This window comes from Nitrospina gracilis 3/211, assembly GCF_000341545.2.
In the GTDB taxonomy this organism is placed as follows: Bacteria; Nitrospinota; Nitrospinia; order Nitrospinales; family Nitrospinaceae; genus Nitrospina; species Nitrospina gracilis.
Genome location: NZ_HG422173.1, coordinates 2,813,406 through 2,836,600, shown reverse-complemented (window position 1 = coordinate 2,836,600; position 23,195 = coordinate 2,813,406). Strand labels below are relative to the sequence as shown.

Annotated in this window: 24 protein-coding genes and 2 pseudogenes; 13 read left to right on the top strand and 13 right to left on the bottom strand. The window is 55.8% G+C overall.

Features of this window, described 5'->3' with window-relative positions:
- From TX82_RS15810 to TX82_RS13560, 6 genes are all read left to right on the top strand, one after another.
- Positions 1 to 606, top strand: a 606-nt coding sequence (locus tag TX82_RS15810) for an amino acid--tRNA ligase-related protein (RefSeq protein WP_042251321.1), incomplete at its 5' end; no start/stop codon positions are given.
- Positions 607 to 667: 61 nt separating this feature from the next.
- The gene (locus TX82_RS13580; protein WP_005011880.1) at positions 668 to 1,936 is read left to right on the top strand and encodes a lipoprotein-releasing ABC transporter permease subunit; all 1,269 of its coding nucleotides are present in this window, start codon (positions 668 to 670) and stop codon (positions 1,934 to 1,936) included.
- The gene (locus tag TX82_RS13575; protein WP_005011870.1) at positions 1,929 to 2,639 is read left to right on the top strand and encodes an ABC transporter ATP-binding protein; all 711 of its coding nucleotides are present in this window, start codon (positions 1,929 to 1,931) and stop codon (positions 2,637 to 2,639) included. Before TX82_RS13580 ends, TX82_RS13575 begins: the two co-directional genes overlap by 8 nt.
- Positions 2,640 to 2,661: 22 nt before the next feature.
- On the top strand, positions 2,662 to 3,678 hold the full coding sequence (gene lpxD / locus TX82_RS13570; protein ID WP_005011867.1) for a UDP-3-O-(3-hydroxymyristoyl)glucosamine N-acyltransferase: 1,017 nt from the start codon (positions 2,662 to 2,664) through the stop codon (positions 3,676 to 3,678).
- A gap of 70 nt (positions 3,679 to 3,748) precedes the next feature.
- Positions 3,749 to 4,813 carry a leucine-rich repeat domain-containing protein gene (locus TX82_RS13565; RefSeq protein ID WP_052338282.1) on the top strand — a complete coding sequence of 355 codons (1,065 nt, stop codon included), beginning with the start codon at positions 3,749 to 3,751 and terminating at the stop codon, positions 4,811 to 4,813.
- 15 nt (positions 4,814 to 4,828) lie between these two features.
- Positions 4,829 to 5,803 (top strand): acetyl-CoA carboxylase carboxyltransferase subunit alpha, encoded by a 975-nt coding sequence (locus tag TX82_RS13560; RefSeq protein ID WP_005011860.1) that lies wholly within the window; start codon positions 4,829 to 4,831, stop codon positions 5,801 to 5,803.
- A 21-nt stretch (positions 5,804 to 5,824) separates the two neighbouring features.
- Here the strand turns inward: TX82_RS13560 and TX82_RS13555 are convergent, their stop codons facing one another.
- Positions 5,825 to 7,549 carry an ABC transporter ATP-binding protein gene (locus tag TX82_RS13555; RefSeq protein WP_005011859.1) on the bottom strand — a complete coding sequence of 575 codons (1,725 nt, stop codon included), beginning with the start codon at positions 7,547 to 7,549 and terminating at the stop codon, positions 5,825 to 5,827.
- Between the two features lie 137 nt (positions 7,550 to 7,686).
- On the opposite strand from TX82_RS13555, the gene TX82_RS13550 reads away from it, so the two are divergent.
- Positions 7,687 to 8,631 (top strand): aldo/keto reductase, encoded by a 945-nt coding sequence (locus TX82_RS13550; RefSeq protein ID WP_005011858.1) that lies wholly within the window; start codon positions 7,687 to 7,689, stop codon positions 8,629 to 8,631.
- On the opposite strand, the gene TX82_RS13545 is transcribed toward TX82_RS13550, so the two are convergent.
- The 8 genes and pseudogenes from TX82_RS13545 to TX82_RS13515 all read right to left on the bottom strand — a co-directional run bounded on the left by TX82_RS13545 (position 8,632) and on the right by TX82_RS13515 (position 14,014).
- On the bottom strand, positions 8,632 to 9,243 hold the full coding sequence (locus TX82_RS13545; RefSeq protein ID WP_005011857.1) for a hypothetical protein: 612 nt from the start codon (positions 9,241 to 9,243) through the stop codon (positions 8,632 to 8,634).
- A 34-nt stretch (positions 9,244 to 9,277) separates the two neighbouring features.
- Positions 9,278 to 9,529, bottom strand: coding sequence for a prepilin peptidase (locus tag TX82_RS17080; protein ID WP_275450590.1), 252 nt, complete (start codon positions 9,527 to 9,529; stop codon positions 9,278 to 9,280).
- Positions 9,530 to 9,648: 119 nt separating this feature from the next.
- A pseudogene (locus tag TX82_RS17075) lies at positions 9,649 to 10,077 on the bottom strand (prepilin peptidase); the annotation flags it as partial.
- Between the two features lie 63 nt (positions 10,078 to 10,140).
- Complete coding sequence (locus TX82_RS13535; protein WP_005011855.1) at positions 10,141 to 10,614, bottom strand: regulatory protein RecX; 474 nt, start codon at positions 10,612 to 10,614, stop codon at positions 10,141 to 10,143.
- Between the two features lie 21 nt (positions 10,615 to 10,635).
- Entirely contained in the window at positions 10,636 to 11,718 is a 1,083-nt protein-coding gene (gene recA / locus TX82_RS13530) for a recombinase RecA (RefSeq protein ID WP_005011854.1), read from the bottom strand.
- 35 nt (positions 11,719 to 11,753) lie between these two features.
- Positions 11,754 to 12,338 carry an RNA 2',3'-cyclic phosphodiesterase gene (gene thpR, locus TX82_RS13525; protein ID WP_005011851.1) on the bottom strand — a complete coding sequence of 195 codons (585 nt, stop codon included), beginning with the start codon at positions 12,336 to 12,338 and terminating at the stop codon, positions 11,754 to 11,756.
- 77 nt (positions 12,339 to 12,415) lie between these two features.
- A pseudogene (locus TX82_RS17225) lies at positions 12,416 to 13,525 on the bottom strand (mechanosensitive ion channel family protein).
- A 180-nt stretch (positions 13,526 to 13,705) separates the two neighbouring features.
- Positions 13,706 to 14,014 (bottom strand): hypothetical protein, encoded by a 309-nt coding sequence (locus TX82_RS13515; RefSeq protein WP_144079183.1) that lies wholly within the window; start codon positions 14,012 to 14,014, stop codon positions 13,706 to 13,708.
- 262 nt (positions 14,015 to 14,276) lie between these two features.
- On the opposite strand from TX82_RS13515, the gene TX82_RS13510 reads away from it, so the two are divergent.
- Positions 14,277 to 15,188, top strand: a complete 912-nt coding sequence (locus TX82_RS13510; protein WP_005011845.1) for a hypothetical protein — start codon at positions 14,277 to 14,279, stop codon at positions 15,186 to 15,188.
- A gap of 12 nt (positions 15,189 to 15,200) precedes the next feature.
- Here the strand turns inward: TX82_RS13510 and TX82_RS16410 are convergent, their stop codons facing one another.
- On the bottom strand, positions 15,201 to 15,338 hold the full coding sequence (locus TX82_RS16410; RefSeq protein WP_005011844.1) for a hypothetical protein: 138 nt from the start codon (positions 15,336 to 15,338) through the stop codon (positions 15,201 to 15,203).
- Between the two features lie 23 nt (positions 15,339 to 15,361).
- Positions 15,362 to 16,393, bottom strand: a complete 1,032-nt coding sequence (locus tag TX82_RS13505) for a formylglycine-generating enzyme family protein (RefSeq protein ID WP_144079182.1) — start codon at positions 16,391 to 16,393, stop codon at positions 15,362 to 15,364.
- A gap of 169 nt (positions 16,394 to 16,562) precedes the next feature.
- Between TX82_RS13505 and TX82_RS13500 the strand changes: the two genes are divergently transcribed.
- Genes TX82_RS13500 through dtd form a run of 5 tightly spaced genes read left to right on the top strand, consistent with a single transcriptional unit; the run spans position 16,563 to position 20,316 of the window.
- The gene (locus TX82_RS13500) at positions 16,563 to 17,384 is read left to right on the top strand and encodes a lipoate--protein ligase family protein (protein WP_005011840.1); all 822 of its coding nucleotides are present in this window, start codon (positions 16,563 to 16,565) and stop codon (positions 17,382 to 17,384) included.
- A 40-nt stretch (positions 17,385 to 17,424) separates the two neighbouring features.
- Complete coding sequence (locus TX82_RS13495) at positions 17,425 to 18,678, top strand: FG-GAP repeat domain-containing protein (protein WP_005011837.1); 1,254 nt, start codon at positions 17,425 to 17,427, stop codon at positions 18,676 to 18,678.
- 25 nt (positions 18,679 to 18,703) lie between these two features.
- Positions 18,704 to 19,609, top strand: a complete 906-nt coding sequence (locus TX82_RS13490; protein ID WP_005011832.1) for a tellurite resistance TerB family protein — start codon at positions 18,704 to 18,706, stop codon at positions 19,607 to 19,609.
- Positions 19,610 to 19,664: 55 nt separating this feature from the next.
- Positions 19,665 to 19,856: a hypothetical protein gene (locus TX82_RS13485; RefSeq protein ID WP_005011831.1), complete on the top strand. Its 192-nt coding sequence runs from the start codon at positions 19,665 to 19,667 to the stop codon at positions 19,854 to 19,856.
- A 22-nt stretch (positions 19,857 to 19,878) separates the two neighbouring features.
- The gene (gene dtd / locus TX82_RS13480; RefSeq protein WP_005011830.1) at positions 19,879 to 20,316 is read left to right on the top strand and encodes a D-aminoacyl-tRNA deacylase; all 438 of its coding nucleotides are present in this window, start codon (positions 19,879 to 19,881) and stop codon (positions 20,314 to 20,316) included.
- Here the strand turns inward: dtd and TX82_RS13475 are convergent.
- Both TX82_RS13475 and TX82_RS13470 read right to left on the bottom strand, forming a co-directional pair.
- Entirely contained in the window at positions 20,300 to 21,487 is a 1,188-nt protein-coding gene (locus TX82_RS13475; protein WP_005011829.1) for a tetratricopeptide repeat protein, read from the bottom strand. The two genes, dtd and TX82_RS13475, sit on opposite strands and share 17 nt — an antisense overlap.
- A 76-nt stretch (positions 21,488 to 21,563) precedes the next feature.
- Positions 21,564 to 23,099, bottom strand: coding sequence for an NADH-quinone oxidoreductase subunit N (locus TX82_RS13470; protein WP_005011828.1), 1,536 nt, complete (start codon positions 23,097 to 23,099; stop codon positions 21,564 to 21,566).
- Positions 23,100 to 23,195 lie beyond the last annotated feature (96 nt).

The window sequence follows — 23,195 nt, the reverse complement described above, 5'->3', positions numbered from 1 at the left end:
TTCCCCTGTACGATCAACGACAAGGAAGGCCGTACCGAAACCCTCGATTTGTCGAAACCGTTTCAGCGGTACACGTTCTTTCAGTCCATCACCGAGTTGGGGGGCGTGCCTGCGGACGTACTTCAGGATTACGACAAGATCACCGGCTATGCGCTGGAGCACAAGGTGCCGCTGGAAAAACGCGACACGCTGGGCAAGGTTCAGGGCAAGCTGTTCGATCACTTTGTCGAACCAAAACTGGTGCAGCCGACGTTCATCATCGACTACCCGCTGGAACTGTCGCCGTTGTCCAAGAAAAAGGAAGACGATCCGAACCTGGTCGAGCGCTTCGAGTTTTTTGTCGGGTGCCGGGAGCTGGCCAATGCCTACACGGAGCTCAACGATCCCATCGACCAGAAAGCGCGCTTCGAACAGCAGGTGGCGCAAAAGGACGCGGGAGACGAGGAAGCGCACTGGATGGACCTCGATTTCATCCGCGCGCTGGAATACGGCATGCCGCCGACGGCGGGCGAGGGCATCGGTATCGACCGCCTGGCCATGCTGTTCACCAACTCTCCGTCCATCCGGGACGTGATTCTGTTCCCGCAGTTGAAAAAAGAATCCTGAACGCCGTACTCTAATCATCCGGACCGCGGTCCGGTTTCGGTCAACCTCACTTGCCATCGTCATGGGTTACGAATTACGAGTCAGCTGGCGGTACCTCTGCTCCCGGAAATCCCACAAGTTCATCTCCCTCATCACCTTCATCTCTGTCGGCGGGGTGGCCCTGGGCGTGATGGCGCTCATCGTGGTCATCGCCGTCATGTCCGGTTTCAGCAAAAACCTGCGCGACAAGATCCTCGGCACCAACAGCCACATCGTCGTCACGAGTTTCGAGCGCGAGGGCATTGCCAAATACGAAAAAATCGTGAGCACGGTGAAGGAAGTCGAGCAGGTGAAGGCGGCGGCGCCGTTCATCCTCAAGCAGGTGATGCTCACCTACGGCCAGCGCACCTCCGGTGTGGTGGTCCGCGGTGTCGATCCCAAACGCGAGGGTGACATCTCCGATCTTGAAAAGAACATGGTTCAGGGCAAGCTGGAAGATCTTGCGGGCTCGACCGCCGGAAAATCAAGCATCCACCGGCAGGGAATCATTCTCGGGGTGGAGTTGTCACGCTCGCTCGGCGCGTCGGTGGGAGATGTCATTGGTATGCTCGCGCCCTCGGTGCGCATGACGCCGCTCGGTGTCATCCCGAACATCAAGATGGTGCAGGTGGTGGGGCTGTTCGAGTCCGGCATGTATGAATACGATGCCAACCTCGCGTTCGTGTCGATCGAATCCGCACAAAAGCTGTTCAATATGAAGGGCACGGTGACGGGCGTGGAGATCAAGGTGGAGGACATTGACCTCGCATGGAAAACCGCCGAAGCGATACAGGAAAAGCTGGAGTTCCCCTACATCACCCGCGACTGGATGCAGATGAACAAGAATTTGTTCTCGGCGCTCAAGCTGGAGAAAATCACCATGTTCATCATTCTCATCCTCATCATTCTCGTCGCCGCGTTCAACATCATCAGCACGCTGTTCATGGTGGTGATGGAAAAATCCAAGGACATCGCGATTTTGAAATCCATGGGCGCGACCGGCGGAAGCATCATGAAAATTTTCAGCATGCAGGGACTGATCATCGGCCTGGTCGGCACCGGGCTGGGGGTGGTGGCGGGCTTCACCATCGTGCCCAACCTGAATGAGATCGTCGGGTTCATCGAATCGGTATTCCGCATCCAGGCGTTTCCGAGCGACGTGTATTATCTCGACCGCCTGCCGTCGGAGATTCAGTATTTCGATTCGTTTTTGATCATCGTGTTTTCGATTCTCATCTGTTTTGCGGCATCGCTGTATCCCGCGTGGCGGGCGGCGCGGCTGGACCCGGCGGACGGTTTGCGTTATGAATGATTCCCGCGGTGACATTCTGCTCAACGTGACGGGTGTTTGGAAAGCCTACCGGCGCAACTCGGAGTCGGTCGAGGTGCTCAAGGACGCCGACTTGCAGGTGAAGACAGGCGAAATCCTCGGCATCGTCGGCGCCAGTGGTGCGGGCAAGAGCACGCTGTTGCACATCATGGGTGGACTCGACCGTCCGCAGAAAGGGAAAGTCGAGTTTCGCGGTCAGGACATTTTCGCGCAGAAAAACGGTTTCCTCGAACAGTTCCGCAACCGGCACATTGGATTCGTATTCCAGCTCTTCAATCTGTTGCCGGATTTTACCGCGTTGGAGAACACGCTGTTTCCCGGTCTCATTTCCGGGCAGGAGGAGGCGGAGCTTCGCGATCGAGCCGTGGGCCTGCTCACTCAGATGGGATTGAAAGACCGCTTGCACCACAAGCCGGGGGAGTTGTCCGGCGGTGAGACGCAGCGGGTGGCCTTGGCGCGGAGCCTGGTCAACCAACCGGATCTTTTGCTGGCGGACGAGCCTACGGGCAATCTCGACTCAAAGTCCAGCGATGCATTCATGGACCTGGTGCGCGATCTCAACAAGAAGTCCAACCAGACGTTCGTGATCGTCACCCACAGTCCACGCATCGCCAAAAGCCTGGACCGGGTCCTGCAGCTGGTGGACGGCGAGATCAAACCGATCGACAAGGAATTGATTCTGTAACCTTTCACACCCAAGAGGCAGTATGAAACTGAAGGACATCATCGCGCAGGTGGGCGGCACCGTGCAAGGCGACGACCAGATCGACATCACCGATGCGTGCGGACTCGACCATGCCCAGGCCGGACACATCACCTTCCTCGCCGATAAAAAATACAAGGACAAGCTGGCAACGTCTCCGGCTTCGGCGGTGCTGGTCAAGGAACCGATGGAAACCGGCATGGTGCAGGTCATTCATCCCGCGCCCCAGCTTGCGTTCGCCAAAACCCTCGCCGCGTTTCATCCTGAGCCGAAACCCGAACCCGGCATCGACGAGCGCGCTGCTGTGGACCCAACAGCGAAGCTTGGCAAAAATGTCACCGTGTTTCCCTTTGTCACCCTCGGCAAAAACGTGACCGTCGGCGACAACACCGTGCTGTACCCTGGTGTGGTGGTGCACGATGGGAGCCGTGTCGGCAACGACTGCATCCTGCACGCCAACGTCACCGTGTATCGCGATACGGGGATCGGCAACGATGTCATCCTGCACGCCGGTGTGGTGGTCGGGGCGGACGGGTTTGGATACACGCCGAACGAGAAAGGCGAACATGTGAAGATCATGCAGGTCGGCCGGGTGGTCATTGAAGACAACGTCGAGGTCGGGGCGAATACCTGCATCGACCGCGCGGCGTTCGGCGAAACCGTCATCCGGCAGGGAACGAAAATCGACAACCTTGTGCAGATCGCGCACAATTGCGACATCGGCCCGCACTCCATCCTCGTCTCGCAGGTGGGATTGTCGGGAAGTTGCAAACTGGGGCACCATGTCATCCTCGCCGGCCAGGTGGGGGTGGCCGATCACGTGACTCTTGGCAATCAGGTGATCGTTGCCGCCAAGGGGGGTGTGAGCAAGGACATCCCGAACGCGGGATTTTACGGTGGCAGTCCTGCCGTCTCCGGCATGTCATGGAAAAAATATGTCACGATGTTTCCCAAACTGCCGGAAATGGCGCAGAAACTAAGGGAATTGGAAAAACGCCTGAATGAGATTGAAAACAAATAAAAGCGCTTGCTAAAATAAGGACATAATGTATGTTAGCGAGCTTTTGTCATTCTGGAAGGTAGATCGAAACATGAAATCGACCTGCAAGGCACTTTTGTTGTGGGTGGGCCTCGGGATCATGACCTCTGGCGCGGTCTGGGAAATGACGCCGGAAGATCTTGGGCAATATATAGAAAAGAAACTGCGCCGTAATGACCGGTCGCTCAAGCTGAATGAAAAAATCATTCATGAGTCCGGCGCAAAGTTCCTCGCCAACTCCCCGCTTCTGGAAAGCATCACGGTGCTCAAGATTTATAAAGGGGATATCGGCGACGAAGGGGTGCGTGCGCTGGCGCAGTCACGTTACCTGAAAAACCTGAAAGAGTTGTCGATTGAAAACAACGGTGTGACCGATGTCGGGGCACGTTACCTTGCGGAGTCTCCGTATCTCGGCAACCTGGAGACGCTGAACCTGTTCAACAATAAGATCGGCGATGCGGGGGCCAAGGCCCTGGCGGAGTCGCAAACGCTTTCGGGGCTTCTTGATCTCAATCTCAACTACAATGAAGTGGGGGATGCGGGCACGTTGGCGATCCTCCACTCTTCCAGTTTCAAAAGACTGGTGCACATCGGCCTCGCTTACAACAAGCTGGGCAAGGAAGGTGCGCAGGCGCTGAAGGATTTCCGCCTGCGGCAGAAGATCGAGGAATGGAAGGCAACCGATTCTCTTGAAAATCTTGAGAAGAACTACATAGGCGATCGAGGGGTGATGATCCTTTTGGAGTCGCCCTATATCAGTGAGATTCAGGAATTGAACCTGAGCAACAACAACCTGACGGACGAGGCCATTGTGGCGCTTGCCAACTCCTCCAAAGTGAGCAAGCTTCGATCGCTCCGCCTGGCGGGCAATTACATCACGGACCGCGGGGCGGAAGCGCTGGCCAAATCCGAATCCCTGGGTAATTTGAAAAATCTGGATTTGAACTTCAATTACATCGGCGATGAAGGCGCGTTTGCGCTGGCGAAGGCGGAACACCTGTCACAGCTGGAAATGCTCCGGCTGGGGCAGAACCGTATCGGCTTCGAGGGAGCGCGAGCTCTCGACCAGTCTCCTTATCTCAAAAACCTCATTTATCCCATCTTCGGCTTTTACTGATCCCGGACACGACTCATGGCGCAGATACTCGAATTTGAAAAGGAAATTTTTGCGGTCGAGAACCAGATTCGCGAGCTTGTTTCGCTGTCGCACATGTATGACAGCATCGGCGACATTTCTCACGAAATCGCCAAACTCAGGAAAAAGCTTCGGCGTATGAAGTACGACACGTTCAATAACCTGGACGGCTGGCAGAAGACCCAAGTCGCACGTCACCCCATGCGACCGTACACGCTCGATTACATCAACGGGATTTTCACCGATTTCCAGGAGCTGAACGGCGACCGTCATGGGGGACTGGGTGCTCCCATTATCGGCGGCATGGCGAAATTCGGTGACCTCACTGTGATGGTCATCGGTCATCAAAAGGGTCGCGATACGAAAGAAAAACTGCTTCGCAACTTTGGCATGCCGCAACCGTCCGCCTACCGCAAGGCCTTGCGGCTGATGGAGATGGCCGAAAAGTTCAACCTGCCCATCGTGACGTTCATCGACACCCCCGGTGCGTATCCGGGCGTGGATGCGGAAGAGAGGGGCCAGTCGGAAGCCATCGCCCAGAACCTGTTTGTCATGGCGGGGCTCAAGGTGCCGATCATCGCCACCATCATCGGCGAAGGCGGCAGTGGCGGTGCGTTGGCCATAGGCATGGGCAACCGCGTGCTCATGCTGGAGCATTCAGTGTATTCCGTGATCTCGCCGGAAGGCTGTGCGTCAATTTTGTGGGATGATAAAGAAAAGGTGAAGCAGGCTGCTGATGCGCTTTGCCTGACCGCGCAACAGCTTATCACCTTGAAGGTCATCGATCAGATTGTGACCGAACCTCTCGGCGGCGCGCATCGCAATCACAAACGCGCCACCATCCTGCTCAAAAAGGCCCTTCGTGTGCATCTAAACGCGTTGACGCAGATGAGCGCCGAACAGCTAGTTGAGCAGCGGCAGGAAAAATTTCGCAATCTGGGCGAGTTCGTCACCGGCCCGGTGAAGGAATGATCATTTCCGGATAAATATGAATTAAAGGTGGAGTTGCGACCGGAACAGATTCGCGTAACTGGTGTTTCCCTGTATCAGGTCTTCATGCGTTCCCGATTCCACCAGTGTGCCTTCCTGCAGGACCACGATGCGGTCCGCATCCTCCAGCGTGGACAGACGGTGCGCGATGATGAGAGTGGTTCTGTGAGCCATGAGCTCGCCGAGCGCTGACTTGATCTGCAACTCGGTTTCCGAATCGACGGATGCTGTAGCCTCATCCAGAACCACGATGGGCGGATCTTTCAAGAAAACGCGGGCGATGGCGAGTCGGTGGCGTTCCCCACCGGACAGCTTCACACCCCGTTCTCCGATCAACGTATCGTATCCATTGGGCAGCTTTTCGATGAAGCCCGCGGCATTGGCCGCTTTCGCAGCGCGGCGGATGTCTTCATCCGAAGCCTCAAGGTTGCCGTAACGGATGTTGTCGGCCACGGTTCCGTTGAACAGGAACGGCTCCTGCGACACCAGCCCGATCTGCTCGCGCAGGTACGACAGGCTGAGTTCGCGAAGCGGGTAGCCGTCGATGCGCACCTCACCCGCCGTGGGATCGTAAAACCGCATGAGCAGTTTGACCAGCGTCGATTTGCCGCTTCCCGTATGTCCCGCCAATGCGATGGTCTCTCCCGGCTCTATGTCAAAAGAAACGCCGTGCAGAACTTCCTTTCCTTCCACATAGGAAAAATGGATGTCGCGGAAATCGATGTGACCACGCACGTGGATGGAGGGCACAACGGGGTTTTCCGGTTCCTTCACTTCCGGTTGGGCGTCGATGATTTCGAACAGCCGTTCGCTGGAGGCCAGTGCGTGTTGCAACATGTGGTTGAGCGAGTGCAATTGATTGATGGGGGTATAAAAGAGGGCGAGGTAGCCGATGAAGGCAACGAGCGTCCCCACGGTGATTTCACCACCACGCACCAGGCCGATGCCATAAAGCACGATCAGCACCGTACCCATCGACCCCAGGAACATCATGCTGGGTGAGTAATACGCCCACAGCTTCATCACCTCCAGCGTCCCTTTACAATAGGCGTCGCTCCGTTTTTCAAACCGTTCGATTTCGTGGTTCTGCCGGTTGAAGGCGAAGGTTTCCTTCATACCGGAGATGGTGTCTTGCAGGATACCGTTCATCTTCGCCGCGCGTTCACGCACCATGTGGTACAGGTCGTGCGCCTTGAACGTGTACTTCCACGCACCCAGGATCAGCAGGGGGATCGGGATCATCGATGCCAGTGCCAGTTTCCAGTGCAGGAAGAACATGATGATGGTGATCCCGATGAGCGTCAGGACGGCCGTGACCAATTGCTCGATACCATCGATGAAGATGCGCTCGACGTAGGTCACATCATCATTCACGCGCGACATGATCTCACCGGTGGCGCGGTTTTCGTAATACTTGAGCGACAACTTCTGCAGGGAGCGGTACACGTGCGACCGCAGGTCGAAAACCACCTTCTGCTCGAGCTCGTTGTTGAGGCGGATGCGTTTGTAGTTTGAAAAATTACGGCCGAAGTAGGACAGGACGAGAACCAGCACGACCCAGTAGATCGCACTGCCGGATTGTTCCTCCACCAGTTGATCGACAATGATCTTGATGAGCCAGGGCGGAACGAGGTCCAGAAGGGTGGTCAGGATGGCGAATCCCAGAGTCCATGCCACGTAAGGTTTGTAAGGTTTCAGGTAGCCCAAAACCCGGAGAAGGGATTTCATGATGCGTGTGCGTCAGCGTTGTCTTTTTTTGGTTTCTGCCATGCATGGCGGCTTGACCCTGTTGAGGTCCATGGTTCAATATTAGACCAGACAGTGCGGAAATCTTAAATAAAAACTTCTGGATAGATGGAGAAGGCATGGAATATCGACAGTTGGGATCGAGCGATTTGAAGGTTTCGGTGTTGGGTTTTGGTGCGTGGGGTATCGGCGGTTCGCCTTTCTGGACGACAGAAGGGGACCGTGCCTCCGAGAAAGCTCTCCTCAAGGCGGTGGAACTGGGAATCAATTTTTTCGACACCGCTCCGGTATATGGATTCGGTCATTCGGAGTCAATTATAGGAAAAACCCTGAAACCGCACCGTGACAAACTGGTTTACGCCACCAAATGTGGCCTGCGTTGGGAAAAAGAATCATTGGGCTCCATTCGTAAGGTGGCGTCCCGGGCGTCGATCGAAGAGGAAGTCGAACTGAGCCTCAAACGTTTGCAGACGGACGTGATCGATCTCTACCAGGTGCATTGGCCCGATGTGGACACGCCGCAGGCCGAGACCATGGAAGCCCTGATGCGGCTGAAAGAGCAGGGCAAGATCCGACACATCGGTGTCAGCAATTACAATGTCCAGCAGATGCAGGAGTGTCTGGAAGTGAAGCCAATTGTCTCCCTGCAGCCGGAATACAGCCTTTTGCAAAGGTCGATCGAAAAAGAAATCGTACCGTTCTGTTTGGTAAACGGTATTGGCGTGGTGGCGTACAGCCCGCTGGCGTCCGGCGTGTTGACGGGCAAGTACGGCAAGGACACCAGGTTCAAAGACTGGCGGAGCAAGGGAATCATCGGCGAGTTTACGGGTGAGGCGTTTGAGCGCAATGTGGAGAAAGTGGAGAAAATGAAAAACGTTGCTGGTGAACTGGGGAAAACCTGCACGCACGTGGCGATCAACTGGGTCACGCGCCAGCCCGCGGTAACGACGGCCTTGATCGGCGTCAAAAACGAAAAGCAGGTGGAAGAAAACGTTCAGGCCATTGGGTGGGAATTGGATGAGGATGTTGGGAAGCGGCTCGACGAAATTTTTACCGTCTCGTGATCAGGGTGTGGGTTCCTGAAGAACTTCCTTGTATGTTTTAACCATATCCTCGGTCTTTTCTTTTACCAACTCCACTTTCGCGCGGACCATCGGGCTTTCCGGTTTTAACAGAGAAAGCGATCCATTGATACCGGTCATGGTTTCTTCCAACCGGTTCACCTGTCCGGGGTGGTCGATCTGCGGGGTGGGTGGCTCCGGCTTTTTCGACATGTCCAGCAGGACCTGCTGAAGGGCCGTCTCCAGCGCCTTGATTCTTTCGTCCATGGTCTTTTGTTTGACGCCGAGATTGAGAGATGCCTGGCTCTGGGACAACGTCAACTGCGTTCCCAAGTCCTTGAGGTGCAAAACCTGGGTTTTGTTGATGGTGTAAAAGGTGACCCCAAGGACGGCGAGGATGCTGATGTACAGCATGGTTTTGACGACCGTGATTTCCCGCCGGTTTTTTCTGATTTCCGCACGCAGGATTTCCACCTCGGATTCCGGGTGGGTCTCGTTTGGGGCGGCACCGATTTCCTGGTTGTCGTTTTCTTCTATCGGGGAAGGGGCGGGGGAGCCGTCTTCGCCGTTTTCGGACGAACGATCGGGCTCCAGGTTCTCGTCACGCGATTCCATGGTTTTCCTCAGCTAAGAATTTTCAGGATGCGGGCTATTGTTCCACAACCATGAGGCTCAGGTAAAGGCCTAAAATGTCATCCCCAAAGAAAATGGAAATAACCGTGGCCAAGGCGAGGAACGGCCCGAAAGGAATCCGGCTCAGGAAATTAAGTTTTTTGGTTGTCATGCCGAGCGCCCCGAACAACGCTCCCGAAATCGCTCCGAGAAAAATGACGAGCAGCACCTGAGCCCATCCCAGAAGCGCTCCCGCCGCGGCGATGTACTTGATATCGCCGCCGCCCATGCCCATTGCCCCGCGTACCTTGAAATACACCTCTGCCAGAAACAGGAACAGGCCGCCCCCACCACCAGCCCGATCAGGGAATCCATGAAACCATTCAGGTAGGTGCCCGCAACCAAACCAAACGCGATGCCGGGAAGTGTGATCTTGTCGGGAATGATCTGGTGCTGGATATCGATGACGGTGATGATGACGAGAGTCGGCATGACGATCGCGAAAATCGCGCTGGTCCATGTGAAACCGAATTTATACAACACCCCGGCCCATAAAAGAGCTGTCACCAGCTCCACAGCCGGATACACCGGCGAGATACGTTCCTTGCATTTCCGGCAGCGGCCGCCGAGAATCAGGTAGCTCAGGACGGGAATATTATCTCGCTTGCGGATGGGGGTTTTGCAGTGGGGGCAGTGTGAAGCGGGAAAGGCGACAGATTCCTTCCTGGGAAGGCGCGCAATGCATACATTACAAAAGCTGCCGATCACCAGGCCGAACAAGAAGCCGATACCCGCCAGCAGGGGAGGGGGAATGAGAGCGAATGTGGAGAAATCCATGCGGGCTCAACGAGAAAAGGAGTCATCCGGCACAACCACCGCCACTTCCATTGTCAGGCAGAATCAGTAAGGAATCAATCGTTCTACCGTATCAAATACGATTTCGCTGGTGAAACCTTTGCGTTGCAGAAAGCCGGCGAGGCGTTGCCTTTGTTTCTGCTTATCGAGGTTTTTCCATTTAACCAGTTTGCTTTCGGCCGCTTCGCGGGCCAGTTCTTTTTCATCGACCTCGCCATAAAGCTGGCGCAGGGTTTCCCCGACGATGGAATCGGCAAGCCCTTTCAGGCGCAAGTCCTGTTGCAGGCGAAAACGGCCAAACCGTTTGGTTTCGATGCGGTAGCGGCCCCATTGCAGGGCAAAGCGGGTGTCATCCAGATAGCCCAGGCGTTTGAGATAGTCGACGACCAAATCCACAGTGGGGGCATCGAAGTCCTTACCCAGAAGGTAGGTCCGCATTTCCCGCTCCGTACGGTCGCGGTAGGTGAGGAAACGGAGAGCCCGGTTGCGGGCCTGTTTGAGTGCGTCGTCGTCCGGCATCGGAGGCAGGTCCCGCGTGGACTACTTCTTTTTGCCTTTACCGGAAGTTTTCGGCTCCACTTCTTCTCCTCCGTTATTTCCACTGTTTTCGGTGGGAGGGGCTCCGTGAACCGGCAGGTCCAGTTTCTGCCGGATCTGGGTTTCGATTTTTTGCGCGATGTCGGGATTCTCTTCCAGGAAGTTCTTGGAGTTTTCGCGGCCCTGGCCAATGCGTTCGTCTCCAAAGGAAAACCATGTGCCGCTTTTCTGGATGATTTCGTTCTGCACGCCGAGATCCAGCAGGTCGCCGTAGCGGGAGATGCCCTTGCCGTAAATGATGTCGAACTCGCATTCACGGAAGGGAGGCGCGAGTTTGTTTTTCACCACTTTCACACGCGTGCGGTTGCCGATCACCTTGTCACCGTCCTTCAGCGCGGAAATCCGGCGGATGTCGAGTCGCACCGAGGAATAGAATTTCAGGGCGTTGCCGCCGGTCGTGGTCTCCGGACTGCCGAACATGACGCCGATCTTCATTCGGATCTGGTTGATGAAGATAAGCGCCGTGCGGGATTTGTTGATGACGCCGGTGAGTTTGCGCATGGCCTGCGACATGAGCCGGGCCTGCAGTCCCATGTGCGAGTCGCCCATTTCGCCGTCCAGCTCCGCCTTCGGCACCAGCGCCGCCACCGAATCGATGACGATCACGTCCACCGCGCCGCTGCGCACCAGCACCTCGGCGATCTCCAGCGTCTGCTCGCCCGTATCGGGCTGGGACAACAAAAGGTCCTCCAGGTTGACACCCAGGTTGCGCGCGTACTGCGGATCGAGCGCGTGTTCGGCGTCGATAAATGCGGCGACCCCGCCCGCCTTCTGCGCTTCGGCAATGATGTGCAGGGTGAGGCTGGTTTTTCCCGACGCCTCCGGTCCATAAATTTCGATCACGCGGCCCCGTGGCACGCCCCCGATCCCCAATACCGCGTCGAGCGAAAGGGAACCGGTGGGAATGGTGGCGACCTTCTGCGCTTCACCCTGACCCAGCTTCATGATGGATCCCTTACCGAACTGCTTTTCAATTTGAGAAAAAGCGAGGTCGAGGGCTTTTTCCTTATCCGGATCGATGGACATGGCGTCTCCTAATAGAAAGGTAAGGTGCGTACGATTCAGGGGTCCGGACTCCGGCCCTGAAGTGAGATTTCCTTCAATACCGTGTAATTCGAACCCTTGGGGGTCAACTCGCTTTGAATCAGGCTGAACGATGCGACCTGGAACGGGCTTGCATCCATATTGCCCAGATCGTCCATTTCCCTTTTCAATCGTTCGCATCCTTTCGGGGACTTGATGCGACCCAGCGTGAGGTGTGGAGAAAACGGACGATTTTCCCGCGGCCAGCCCAAACGTTCCACAGCGCTTTCCACGCCTGACTGCAGCGAGGCCAGATGCCCATCCCGGTCATCCAACCCGACCCAGACCACCCGGGGTTTTTTCCATCCCGGAAACACGCCCAAGCCGCCCAGCGAAACCTGGAACGGCCTGTGCCCAGCGGCCAATCCGTCCAGTGCCTTGGTGATTTCAGGAATGCGTTGGGGGTCGGTGTCCCCGAGAAATTTCAAGGTCAGGTGAATGTTTCCGGGTCGTGTCCAGGTCGCATGCAACCCCAGTTTTTTGAATCGGTCCTGAATGGCGCTGAGGGTGTTGAGCGTGATGGACGGAACGAGAACGGCTATAAAGGTCCTTATGGCCAGCACAGTTTACAAATCGCCTCCGGGGTTGTCAATTTGATTTGGCTGCGGCAATTCGCCTGCAACACCAGGTCCTTATTAAATCATTGGTACCCTTTTGCAGGGGCTGCGGATTCTTCCGCAGGCACCTTCCAGCCGTTGGCCAGATGGATTGTCGAAGTGGGAAAGGCCACTTCGGCATCCTCTTTTTCGATAATGTTGATGATTTTCAGCAGAATGTCCTGCTTGATTTCGTGATAGTGCTCCCAATCGGTCGTTTTGGTGAAGGCATAAATGAAAAAATCAAGAGACGACGCGGCGAATTTATCAAAGTTGACCATCAGGGTTCTGCCCGTATCGATTTCAGGATGGTTCTCCAGCATGGTTTTGACCTTTTCCACGATGGTTCCCATTTTGGAAACGTCGTCGTAGCGGATGCCGATGGTTTCATGGAGGCGCCGGTTCTCCATGCGGCTGGGGTTCTCCACGGTGATGGAAGCAAACACCGCATTGGGCACGTAAAGCGGACGTTTGTCGAAGGTACGGATGCGTGTCAGCCGCCAGCCGATGTGTTCCACCACCCCCTCGATCTCGCGGTCGGGGGAACGCACCCACTCACCCACAACAAAGGGGCGGTCGAGGTAGATCATCAATCCCCCGAAAAAATTAGGCGAGCAGGTCGCGCGCGGCGAAACCGACGGCGATACCACCGATGCCGCCGAAAGCAAGCACCCCGGAAATGCTGAATCCCAGAGTTTGCAGAACCACGAGAAAGGCGGTGATGACCACCGACAGTTTCAGCAGCTTGGCGATGGCGTCGGCAGTGGTGCGGTCGAGGTTGGTTCCCTTTTTTCCAAGAACACTTCTTCGCCGTTTTTGATCAGCCGCACGATGAACCAGGTGATGCTGCCGATGATCAGCGTGTCCCGTGCCGGCCCCATCATTTCAAACACGACGGAACTGATTTCCTCCTCGATGACTTCCGAAGCGGTGTAGACGCCGATGGTCCAGATGGCGAGCCGGAGCGGTTTGCGAACGGCATCAATCAAGGCTCCATCCCAGATTTTTGCCGACCTTTCGGCACGCTTCTGAAGCCGGTCGAACGCCCTTTTCTGGAAATAGTCCACAAGGAGCGTCACGAAAACGACAACGAAGGCCTGCAGGATGTAGGAATGGTTTTCTATGATGGAATGGATGAGGGACTCAAAATCCATGGAGGGCCTCCTTTGCAAAAATAAAAACAGCCCGATACCCCTGAGGGACTTGTAGAATACGGGCTGTTTTCCATTACTAGCAAAATTGACCGGGGATTTCAACGCATCGCCAGAAACCCAACTGGCAGCGGGTGATGCAGTACCCCTTGTGGGGCAGACCTTTTATGGAGGGTCATTCACTCACTCACTGCATTTTTTTGAACTGGGCAGGGGAAACGGTTGGCTGAATCCGGTTTCGGCATCCTCCAATTGTTTCCGGTTTTTTGCCGTGTGACGGATCAGCGACCGCTCCCGTCTCAAAATGCCGGTCATTTTTTCCCACGCCCGGTCCACAGGGTGTGTGTATTCCAGGAAAAACTGGCTCACCATCTGCCGTGTGAGGGTTTGTTTAAAAACCGTCGGTGTGATCTGTCCGGCGACGAGCCGTTTTTTTAACACCTGCACCCCGGTGGGGTCGAGGTATTGCTTGAGATCTGGTTTTTTGGCCATGGCGGTATCCATTGTAGTCATAAAGGTTCCAGTTGAATTGGGTTCAAAATTTTGACGCGGGTCTTTATAATTGAAATAAAAGCAAGAACCATGCCAGCCTCTGAACCAGGGGGTGTTGTCTGACCCGGGCCTTTTGAAGGGATCGGGGTAGAGGGATCCCGAATACCCAAAACTTTTCTTCCATCCTTATTGGGTTGGGAGTCACGTTTTCCTTCATTTAGCCGATGGGGAAAAAGGACTCATTTGGATTGATAGGCAATTTATGGATCTGACTCAGGAACCTCCCCCGGAGGAAAAACCACAGCGCCGGTATTATTTCGAGGAGGAGAAAACGGCTCCTCCTCCTGCGCCGCCCAAGCCTATTCAAGTCAGCTCAACGACGTGGAAGGTGCTTGTGGGGCTGGCTGGAGGATTGGCGTTCCTCGTCTGGAACGCCCGGTTGGAACCGGTGGATCTTCCTCCCATCGTGGCCCAGTTGTACACGGAGCCCGGTCCGGGACCCCTTTCCCCCGAACCTTTAAAAGAAGAAAAGACTTCCACCCTGCCACCGGACTGGCAACAACGTTTTCAGCCGAAACCGAAAAACTACCCCGTGAAGGAGCGGGTCACCCAGACTGAATCCGATTACCGCCAGATTAATCGATACGAACTCTTGCCGGAAGTCCTGCAATCTCCTCCCAAAAGATCGCTTTGGGTCGAAAAGAATCGCCCTGTACCTCGATCCACCCGCGTGCATGACAAAGGTCTGGTGCTGGCCGGACGGGGGTTTGAGATCGGACGGTTCGAGCCGGACAAGGGGTTGACATTCCGCCTGAATACCTTACCTATCCCGGAACCGCACCTGTTGCCTCTCGATGATTTGCCTGAATATGGAAACGTTTCTGAGGAATTAGCGTCCCCTTATAAAAAGGGTGTGCTTTTTCATTCGGGGGCCACGGGGCTGCCGCCCCGAATCGTCATGGAGACGGTGGGCCAATCGGAAACCCTCCCGCCGGAGCAGGTAGAGGAACAGCTGGAAACCGAACCCGTTCCCGAAACGCGGGTCCTGCTGGATGTCAAAGGGAAAACGATGCTGAAGTTGAATCCGTCGCCCCAACCGCCTCTGGATTTGCTGAACGAGCACCCTGCCATCCTCCGGCATCAATTCAACCAGCGCGAATCCCGCCTCAAATAGGGGAGATGTGGGTCAGGACCGGCTCCAGTAAAAAAGAATCCAGAAGCCAATGATGAGCAGCCAGACCAGAACCTTGCGGAACCAGTGAACTTTGTAACGCTCCCCGGCATCTTGCAATTCCCGGTTGCGTTCGCGAAATCGGTTGCCCATGGGTGCGTTCCTTATTCCGCCCGTCAGGGCGACTGGGATTGTACGGATTTCTCCGGTTTTGCGGACAGAGCGCAGCGGAAACCGAAACTGTTGTTGCGCACCTCCGGATTGAAGAAGGCGCGGTTGAAGGTCGGTGCGCTCAACCCGCAACCGTAAGACAGGCAGTCGAACCACGATCCCCCCTTGAGAATGCGTTTTTCACGGCCGTACTCCGCTTTCGGAATTGGGTTGCCCGGGTGCGGCAGGTAGTAACTGTCCACCCATTCCCAAACATTGCCGGACATGTCGAACAGGCCGTAGGGACTGCGTCCATCGGGATAACTGCCGACGGGTTCTGTACCGGTGGAGCCTTTGTAGGGGTTGTTGGATTTGGTGAGCACCCATACGTTGCCCCAGGGATAGATATTTCCATCTTCACCCCTCGCGGCCTTTTCCCACTCCTGTTCGGTGGGAAGGCGCTTGCCTTTCCATTTGCAGTACGCATCTGCATCGAGCCAGTTGACGTAAGTGACAGGGTGTTTCTCCTTGCCTTTTGGCAGATTGCCGTCCGGCCAGTGAAACGGCGCTTCGTGGCCGGTGGCTTTCACGAATTCCCGGTAATCCCCGTTGGTCACTTCAAACAGGTCGATATAAAACGCTTCGGTCAATGCAATGTGTTCCGGCGACTCGTCGTCCCAGCGGTCGTTGGAGCCCATGATGAACTCGCCTGCGGGAACATACACCATGCCGGGAATGGACTTTCCGGACGATGCGGTTTTGTTTCCTCCGCTGCCGGTGGCTTTGCCCGCCAGTACCGGTCCACGCAACGATCGCACCCGGCGGTTGGGGATGGCATCCTCAGGTTGGATATGCAAAGATTGCGTACTGAATGGATTTTGTTTGGCCACCGTCCCGGGGCCTAAGTGGCAGGCGCGGCATTCGGTTTTGTCGAACTTGTCGAGTTTGGCGCGCACGAGGTTTTCCGGTTGATGGCACGCCGTCTGGCAGGTGGTTTTGGCGGTGGCGTGACCTTTCAGGCTCTCAAACGCAAAAGAGGCGTCGGTGGAAAAAACCATGGCTGCAAAAAACACGGTTTTTATGTGCCTGAATGAAAATTGGAGGAGCATGAAATTGCGAAATGAGCCTGTTATTGGGCCGTTTTTCACCTATATATAAAAAACGGGTTTCTTTGGATTCTATAATAAGGAAAAATAACCAGTCAAAATTAAATGCCGGAGGAATGGCGTGAACCGTTGGCGGTACATTGAAGACGACAAGCAAAACGGGGCCTGGAACATGGCCGTCGACGAGGCTCTGCTTCGCTCCTGCGAGAGCGATCCGTCTTTTGTGCCGACGCTCCGCCTGTACGGCTGGAACCACCCTACGCTTTCCATTGGATACTCACAGCCATTGGAAGCGGAGATCGATCTACTGCGTTGCCGGGAAAAAAACGTTGGCTGGGTTCGGCGCCCCACAGGTGGGCGTGCCCTGTTGCACCTGGAGGAACTCACGTATTCCATGGTGGGTCCGGTGACGCATCCGTTGTTCTCCGGCGGACTCAAAGCCACGTTCTCCGTCATAAGCCAGGCGTTGCTGCGCGGCCTCCGTGAACTTCACATTGCCGATGCCCACATCAACAAGGAAAAGCAGTATGGAACCACGCGGCGGGAGCGTTCGCCCGCCTGCTTTGCGTCGCTCAACCATTGTGAAATCACCGTTCATGGAAGGAAACTGGTCGGCAGCGCCCAACGCCGCACGCAACAGGCGTTTCTGCAGCACGGGTCGGTGCTGATCACCACCGATCACGACCTGTTTCATTCCCTTTTACTCCACCGCCACTCGGGGGTTGTAACCGGATCCCTGGAAAAATTGAAGGCTTCCACCACCACACTCAATGAAATTACGGGGCATCCCATCGCGTTTCAAACCGTGCGAGACGCATTCCGTACGGGTATGACCACGCATTTTGACGGAATGTGGGAGACGGCGGAACTCACCCATGCCGAGCGAAGCCTGGCGGACCATCTGCTGGAACACCATCGCGCCACCGCAGAGATGGCAAGATGATCCTGAACCTGAATCACCTCCAGGGAGACTCCCGATTCCCGTGACCCGGAAATATTTGTATTTGTATGGCATGGTTCTCGCTTTGTGCCTGGTGCTTGCGGGATGCGGTCCGAACAAGGGGCTGTTTAAAAAGGATCCCGGCCGTCAGCGGTACCTCGACCTGACGGAAGGATTTTTACCCGGTCTGCAGAAACAACCGGTCCAGCACGCGTATTTTGCATATATCAACCGCGACCCGTTTCCGGACCTGCTGGTGGTGGAAAATAACTCCAATGGCGCACCGGTGGTCCGCGTGTGGCAAAACCGCGAAGGCAAGCGGTTGTCCAAACTGAAGCGCCCCGGCTGGGTGGGAGAGCCGGGCGACACGATCGTGGCCATGCGTGCGCGGGACCTCAATCACGACCGCACCGCCGACCTGGTGCTGATTGGCCGCTTTGCCGACGGCGATTCCGTGAAGGTGTTCATCAACAACGGCCGCGGTTATTTTTACACGCCGCAGGGATTTCACCTGCCGCCGTTCAAGACGGGGCTCGACCGTGTGGACCTGGTGGATGTGGACCAGGACGGCAATGTCGATCTGTTTTTCACCGGGCACCATGTGCTCAACCGGGGGGAGCCGGACCCGCATCAGGTGCAGTTCCTTTTGAACAACGGCCGCGCGCAGTTTCGCGACGCGACCCAACTGCTCATGCCGCCACTGCCTGCTGGCATTCGCGGAACCTCGTTCGCGGATTATGACGGCGACCGGGTGATCGACATCTTCCTTGTTTACGACACCGGACGCAACCGCCTGCTGCTAAACAACGGACTGGGCCAGTTTACGGACCGCACCAGCGAACTGGTCCCGTTCCTCCGCAGTAAAAGCAATTTCGCCGACTGGGCAGACTTCGACATGGATGGCGACAACGACCTCCTGGTGGTCAACGAGGAGATCGATCCGCGTTCTCGTTCGTATGAAAACGAGTATAGTTATGTGCTCGTGAACAACGGACACGGATATTTTCGCAAAGGACCCCTGCGCGCTTTCCCGGGTTACCCGTCCCGTGCTGTTTACCTGCTCGATGCCAATGCGGACTCAATTCCTGATATCATTATATTGAGCCGGGAGGGAATTCACTACCAGCGTGGCCTGGGTAAGTGGCGCTTTTTAAGTGAAGGGGCAAAACGCCTTCCCGCCAACCTGCATTTTAAAGAATTGACGTTCGCGGACGTCAACAACGACGGACATTTGGATATATTTGGCATCGTTCGTGAGAACGGCCGTGGCCATTTGTGGATAAACAGCTTTAAGTGACACCTTTCAAAACAGAGAGTGCGATATGGCTACCGTTAAAAACATGACCCTCCTGAAAACGCTTGCCGCCATTGCCTGGGCTGATGGGGAAATGAGCGAATCCGAAAAAAATATCCTGAAGCGGTTTTATCGCAAGTTTCACCTCACGGATAAGGAAATGAACAGCCTGAAACCGTATCTGTTATCCCCGGTTTCAAAAGAGGAGCAGGATCGGCTGCTGGTGAAATTGTCGCATGAGTTCGGTTCCGGTCAGGAACGGGAGCGGGTGGTGAAAGTCATGGAGGAAATGGCGTCCGCCGACAAAAAATTAAAGGACGAGGAACGCGAACTGCTGGTAACTTTTGCAAAGCATCTCAAAAAATCGTCGATCACCAAGCGCACTGTGGGCAAGATCCGCAATTTTTTCGAGAGCACCATTTTCCAGCCCGCTTACGAAAAGAATCCGGAACTTCATCAGTATTTCCGCAACCAGATTTTGAAAAGCATCGAGTTGAAATCCAACGGCAGCTTGAAAAAAGGGCGAATCCCCGATGACGACCTGTATTTCATTTGCCTGCTTGGCACCTTGCTGGCATCTGTGGCGCACGTGGATGAAGACTTTCGGGAAGAAGAAAAAAAGGCGCTCAAGGCGGAATTGAAAAAACGTTTCGAGTTCACTCCGAAGGAACTGGATTTATTGCTGGTAGTGGTTTCCGAACAGGCTGAGCGGGGCTATGACTTCGACGAGGTGACGCGGGAGTTCAACAAGCTCTATTCGTACAACGACCGTGTGGCTACGGTGGATTGTTTCTTTGCCGTGGCGGCGGCGGACGGCACTATTTCGCACGAGGAATCCGAGGAAATTCGGCGCATCACCAAAGCCCTGCGCATTCCGCACAGCGCGTTCAAGGCGTCCAAGGTTCGGGCGCTGGATCAATTGCGCGGGCGGTGAGTACGGGAACCGTGTTGGAACCATTTCGCTTTCCGGTTCCAGGATTGGGGATTTGATGGATCATGACTCCCGAACAAAAAAGAAAAAGTTTCTCGGCATATTATTCGAATGTTGCAACGTGTACCGCCGGATTTACCTCAACAAGGACGGCAACGCGTATGAAGGACGTTGCCCGCGTTGTTCCCGCGAGGTGCGTGTACTGATCGGTCCCGGCGGAACCGACCAGCGGTTCTTCCGCGCCCATTGATCAATCTTTTTTCTTTTATTCCATGAAACTGGTTGTGCAGAGGGTTTTGGCTTCGGCCGTCTCGGTGGATGGATTTGAGATCGCGCGTATCGGAAGCGGGCTCATGATTTTGTTTGGGGCGGAAAAGGGCGACACTGACGCGGCGGTTGAATGGCTGGTGGAGAAGGCCGCCAACCTGCGCATCTTTCAGGATGAGGTGGGCAAAATGAACCGGTCGTGTGTCGATATCCAGGGCGAGGTGCTGGTGGTGTCGCAGTTCACCCTCGCGGGGGATTGTTCACGGGGACGGCGGCCGGGGTTCGACAACGCCGCCCCTCCGGAAGAAGCGAAACGGCTTTATCGCCTGTTCGTGGACCGGTTCATGACCACCGGATTGAGCGTGCAGGAAGGCAGGTTCGCCGCCGACATGAAGGTGGAAATCCACAACGACGGTCCGGTGACCTTCATCCTCGAGCGTTGACCGGATTTCTGTTCAGATCGTGCCGCTTGAGCAGGCGTTTCAGTGCGCGGTCGCCATACTGGTATTTGCGCGCGAACACGCGCAGGTTCTGGCGGCTGGTATCGGCCTCTTTCCGTTTGTCCTGCTGTAAATACTCCTTTTCGGCCACTGCCATGTACAGCAGTGCACTTTTCCCCACTTCCAACTGATCGTACAACAAAGCCAGCTTGTAATACGCCTGGGGCCGGTCGGGGTCGAGACTGATGGCGAGTTCGTACGATTCCACCGCTTTCTCCGCCTGCTGGTTGAGGTGGTACAACTCCGCCATTTCAAGGTACGTGTCGGCATTTCCGGGGCGGTAGCGAAGCGAGGCCTCATAATGCTCCAGCGCCTTGTCGTATTTCCTGAGGTCGGCGAAAGCGCGGCCGAGACCGATCCGGATGGTCGCGTCTGATGGGTTCAGCCGCTGTGCTTCGTGCATGTGTCCGAGGGCCAGCAGCTTGTTGCCACGCCGTGCGTAATAGGCGCCGAGGTTGTAATGCGCGATCGGTTCCTCCGGATCGAGACGCAGAGCCAGATTGTATTTTTGAAACGCGTCTTCATCCATATTCAATGCTTCATACAATGCACCGAGATTGCTGTGGACCCTGGCAACGTTCGGGGCCAGACGCGAGGCGATCCGCAGTTGATTCGCGGCTTTGGTTTTCTCTCCCAGATGCCGATAGGCGATGGCGAGGTTGTTGTGAATCTGGAAATGGGCCGGGTCCCCGCCCGGGACGCTGTTGTCCAGCACCGCTACCGCAGCGGAATACCTTTCCCGGGCGATCAGCACCGCTCCCAGGTTGGCGACGGTTTTCGGGTCCTTGGCATTCAACCGGTACGATTGCCTCAACCATTTTTCTGCGGCGGCGAGGTCTCCCATTTGGTACAGGGCCCAGCCCAGGTCGCGCAACGCCTGAGTGTGGTTTTTGTTGAGGCGGATCGTATCTTTCAAATGACTCGCCCCGGCCTTCCAGTTGCCCATGGAAAGGTAGGCGATGCCCAGCTGGAAATGGGCGTCGGCGTCCTGCGGATCGGTTTGCAGGCGCGACGCGTACTCGGCTATGCGCCGCTGGTATTGCGTGTGGGAATCGTTGCAGGCGGACGCCGCAATGGCAAGCAGGACGACGCACACCGTCAGAAATCGGTTCATGACTTTAGAATCGCAGGTATCCTATGGGCCTGCAAGACTTAACGGCGAAGGAAGGTAAGTTCTTGAATGGTCCCGATCAATGCGGAATTGAGGGAATTGCCGAGAGGGCCAGCTGCATGAAGGTGGAGGGGAAGATACCCATCACCAGAATGGCGGCGGAACTGACGGTGACGAGTGCGGTCATGCCGCGGTTGCTCACCACTTCGGTTTCCGGCTCGCTTTCGTGGAAGTACATCATCACAATGATCCGCAGGTAGAAGTAAACGGCGATCATGCTGGCCAGCACCGCAAGCACCGTGATCAGGACATAATCCTGCTTGATGGCGGCGACGAAGACGTAGAGCTTGCCGAAAAAACCAGCAGTGGGAGGGAACCCGGCCAGCGACAACATGAACAGGCTCATCGCCGCGGCCATCAGCGGGTTCCGCTTGGCAAGTCCTTTGAAGCGGTAAATGGAATTCGATCCCTTGCCTTCGCCTTCCACCATGAAGACCACGGCGAAAGCGCCGACGTTCATGAACAGATACACGGCCAGGTAGAAGATGATGCTCGCCACGCCGTCCTGGCTGTTGGCGACAATGCCGATCAGCAGGTACCCGGCATGGGCCACGCCGGAATACGCCAGCATGCGTTTGACGTCGTCCTGAAAAATGGCGGCGATGTTTCCCACCAGCATGGTGATCACCGAAACGCCGAACAGGAACGGCATCCAGATTTCCTGCAACTCCGGAAGGGCGATGTAAAACACTCTCGCGATCAGTGCGAACGCCGCAGCCTTGGTGGCGACCGACATGAAGCCCGTGATCGGTGTCGGCGCGCCCTGGTACACATCCGGCGTCCATGAATGGAACGGTACCAGCGAGACTTTGAATGCCAGTCCGCAGAACATGAGCGCCATGCCGATGTACACCAGCGGATTGTGCGTGTAGGGGTTTTCTTGCAACAGCTTGCCAATGAGGCGGATTTCCGTGGTCCCGGTACCCGCATACATGAGGGCCATGCCGTACACCAGGATGGCGGAGGCGAACGCGCCGATCAGCAGGTATTTGACGGTGGACTCCTGCGACGCCACCGTCTCCCACGGCAAGTTGTCCACGTCGCCTGGCTGTTCGCGCCCTGTGCCGTGCTTGGCATTGAACCCGCATAAGATGTAGAGCGAAATAGAGAAGATTTCAAGCGAGATGAACGCGGTGATCAGGTTGCCGGACTTGGCGAGAAACATCATTCCCACCACGGCCATGAGCAACAGCGAAAAGTATTCAGCCTTGTTCTGGTGGTCGGGCTTCGGGTAGCGGAACGAAGCGATGATGGCGAACAGCGACATCACCAGAAAAATCAGGTTGAAAGTCTGCGAGAAGCGGTCGTTTATCAGCGCCCGGCTGAACATTTCCGGGTCCGCTCCGTCGGCAACGGTGGGAGCCCCGATCCACAAATAGCATGACAGCAGAAGGGCGGTGACGATGCCCGCGGTGGCCGCCTTGGCCAGATACGAGTTTTCGTTGAATGCTTTTTTCAGACCCATCAATAACAGCAGGAACGACGTCGCCATCAGGATCAGTTCCGGCGAGATGGCGATCCAGTTCATGTCTTCGAGATTGATGTTGGCGGTCATAGTGTGCTGTATCCCGGTAATTCTGGGGTTGGAATCAAAATGAGGCGGTGAGCCCGGTTCACGCGTAGTGCGTGTTTTAAAATCATTTCCCCCCGA

Bases quoted from the DNA above. Each gene is read 5' to 3' on its own strand.
- TX82_RS13535 (WP_005011855.1), bottom strand. From the start codon at position 10,614: ATGCCGGACGACGACGCACTCAAACAGGCCCGCAACCGGGCTCTCCGT.
- TX82_RS13555 (WP_005011859.1), bottom strand. From the start codon at position 7,549: ATGAAATCCCTTCTCCGGGTTTTGGGCTACCTGAAACCTTACAAACCT.
- TX82_RS13550 (WP_005011858.1), top strand. From the start codon at position 7,687: ATGGAATATCGACAGTTGGGATCGAGCGATTTGAAGGTTTCGGTGTTG.
- TX82_RS13515 (WP_144079183.1), bottom strand. From the start codon at position 14,014: ATGGCCAAAAAACCAGATCTCAAGCAATACCTCGACCCCACCGGGGTG.
- TX82_RS13510 (WP_005011845.1), top strand. From the start codon at position 14,277: ATGGATCTGACTCAGGAACCTCCCCCGGAGGAAAAACCACAGCGCCGG.
- TX82_RS17080 (WP_275450590.1), bottom strand. From the start codon at position 9,529: ATGGGCGGCGGCGATATCAAGTACATCGCCGCGGCGGGAGCGCTTCTG.
- TX82_RS13475 (WP_005011829.1), bottom strand. From the start codon at position 21,487: ATGAACCGATTTCTGACGGTGTGCGTCGTCCTGCTTGCCATTGCGGCG.
- TX82_RS16410 (WP_005011844.1), bottom strand. From the start codon at position 15,338: ATGGGCAACCGATTTCGCGAACGCAACCGGGAATTGCAAGATGCCGGG.
- recA (WP_005011854.1), bottom strand. From the start codon at position 11,718: ATGTCCATCGATCCGGATAAGGAAAAAGCCCTCGACCTCGCTTTTTCT.
- TX82_RS13505 (WP_144079182.1), bottom strand. From the start codon at position 16,393: ATGGTTTTTTCCACCGACGCCTCTTTTGCGTTTGAGAGCCTGAAAGGT.
- TX82_RS13560 (WP_005011860.1), top strand. From the start codon at position 4,829: ATGGCGCAGATACTCGAATTTGAAAAGGAAATTTTTGCGGTCGAGAAC.
- TX82_RS13545 (WP_005011857.1), bottom strand. From the start codon at position 9,243: ATGGAATCGCGTGACGAGAACCTGGAGCCCGATCGTTCGTCCGAAAAC.
- TX82_RS13490 (WP_005011832.1), top strand. From the start codon at position 18,704: ATGGCTACCGTTAAAAACATGACCCTCCTGAAAACGCTTGCCGCCATT.
- TX82_RS13575 (WP_005011870.1), top strand. From the start codon at position 1,929: ATGAATGATTCCCGCGGTGACATTCTGCTCAACGTGACGGGTGTTTGG.
- TX82_RS13565 (WP_052338282.1), top strand. From the start codon at position 3,749: ATGAAATCGACCTGCAAGGCACTTTTGTTGTGGGTGGGCCTCGGGATC.
- TX82_RS13580 (WP_005011880.1), top strand. From the start codon at position 668: ATGGGTTACGAATTACGAGTCAGCTGGCGGTACCTCTGCTCCCGGAAA.
- TX82_RS13485 (WP_005011831.1), top strand. From the start codon at position 19,665: ATGGATCATGACTCCCGAACAAAAAAGAAAAAGTTTCTCGGCATATTA.
- lpxD (WP_005011867.1), top strand. From the start codon at position 2,662: ATGAAACTGAAGGACATCATCGCGCAGGTGGGCGGCACCGTGCAAGGC.
- TX82_RS13470 (WP_005011828.1), bottom strand. From the start codon at position 23,099: ATGACCGCCAACATCAATCTCGAAGACATGAACTGGATCGCCATCTCG.
- dtd (WP_005011830.1), top strand. From the start codon at position 19,879: ATGAAACTGGTTGTGCAGAGGGTTTTGGCTTCGGCCGTCTCGGTGGAT.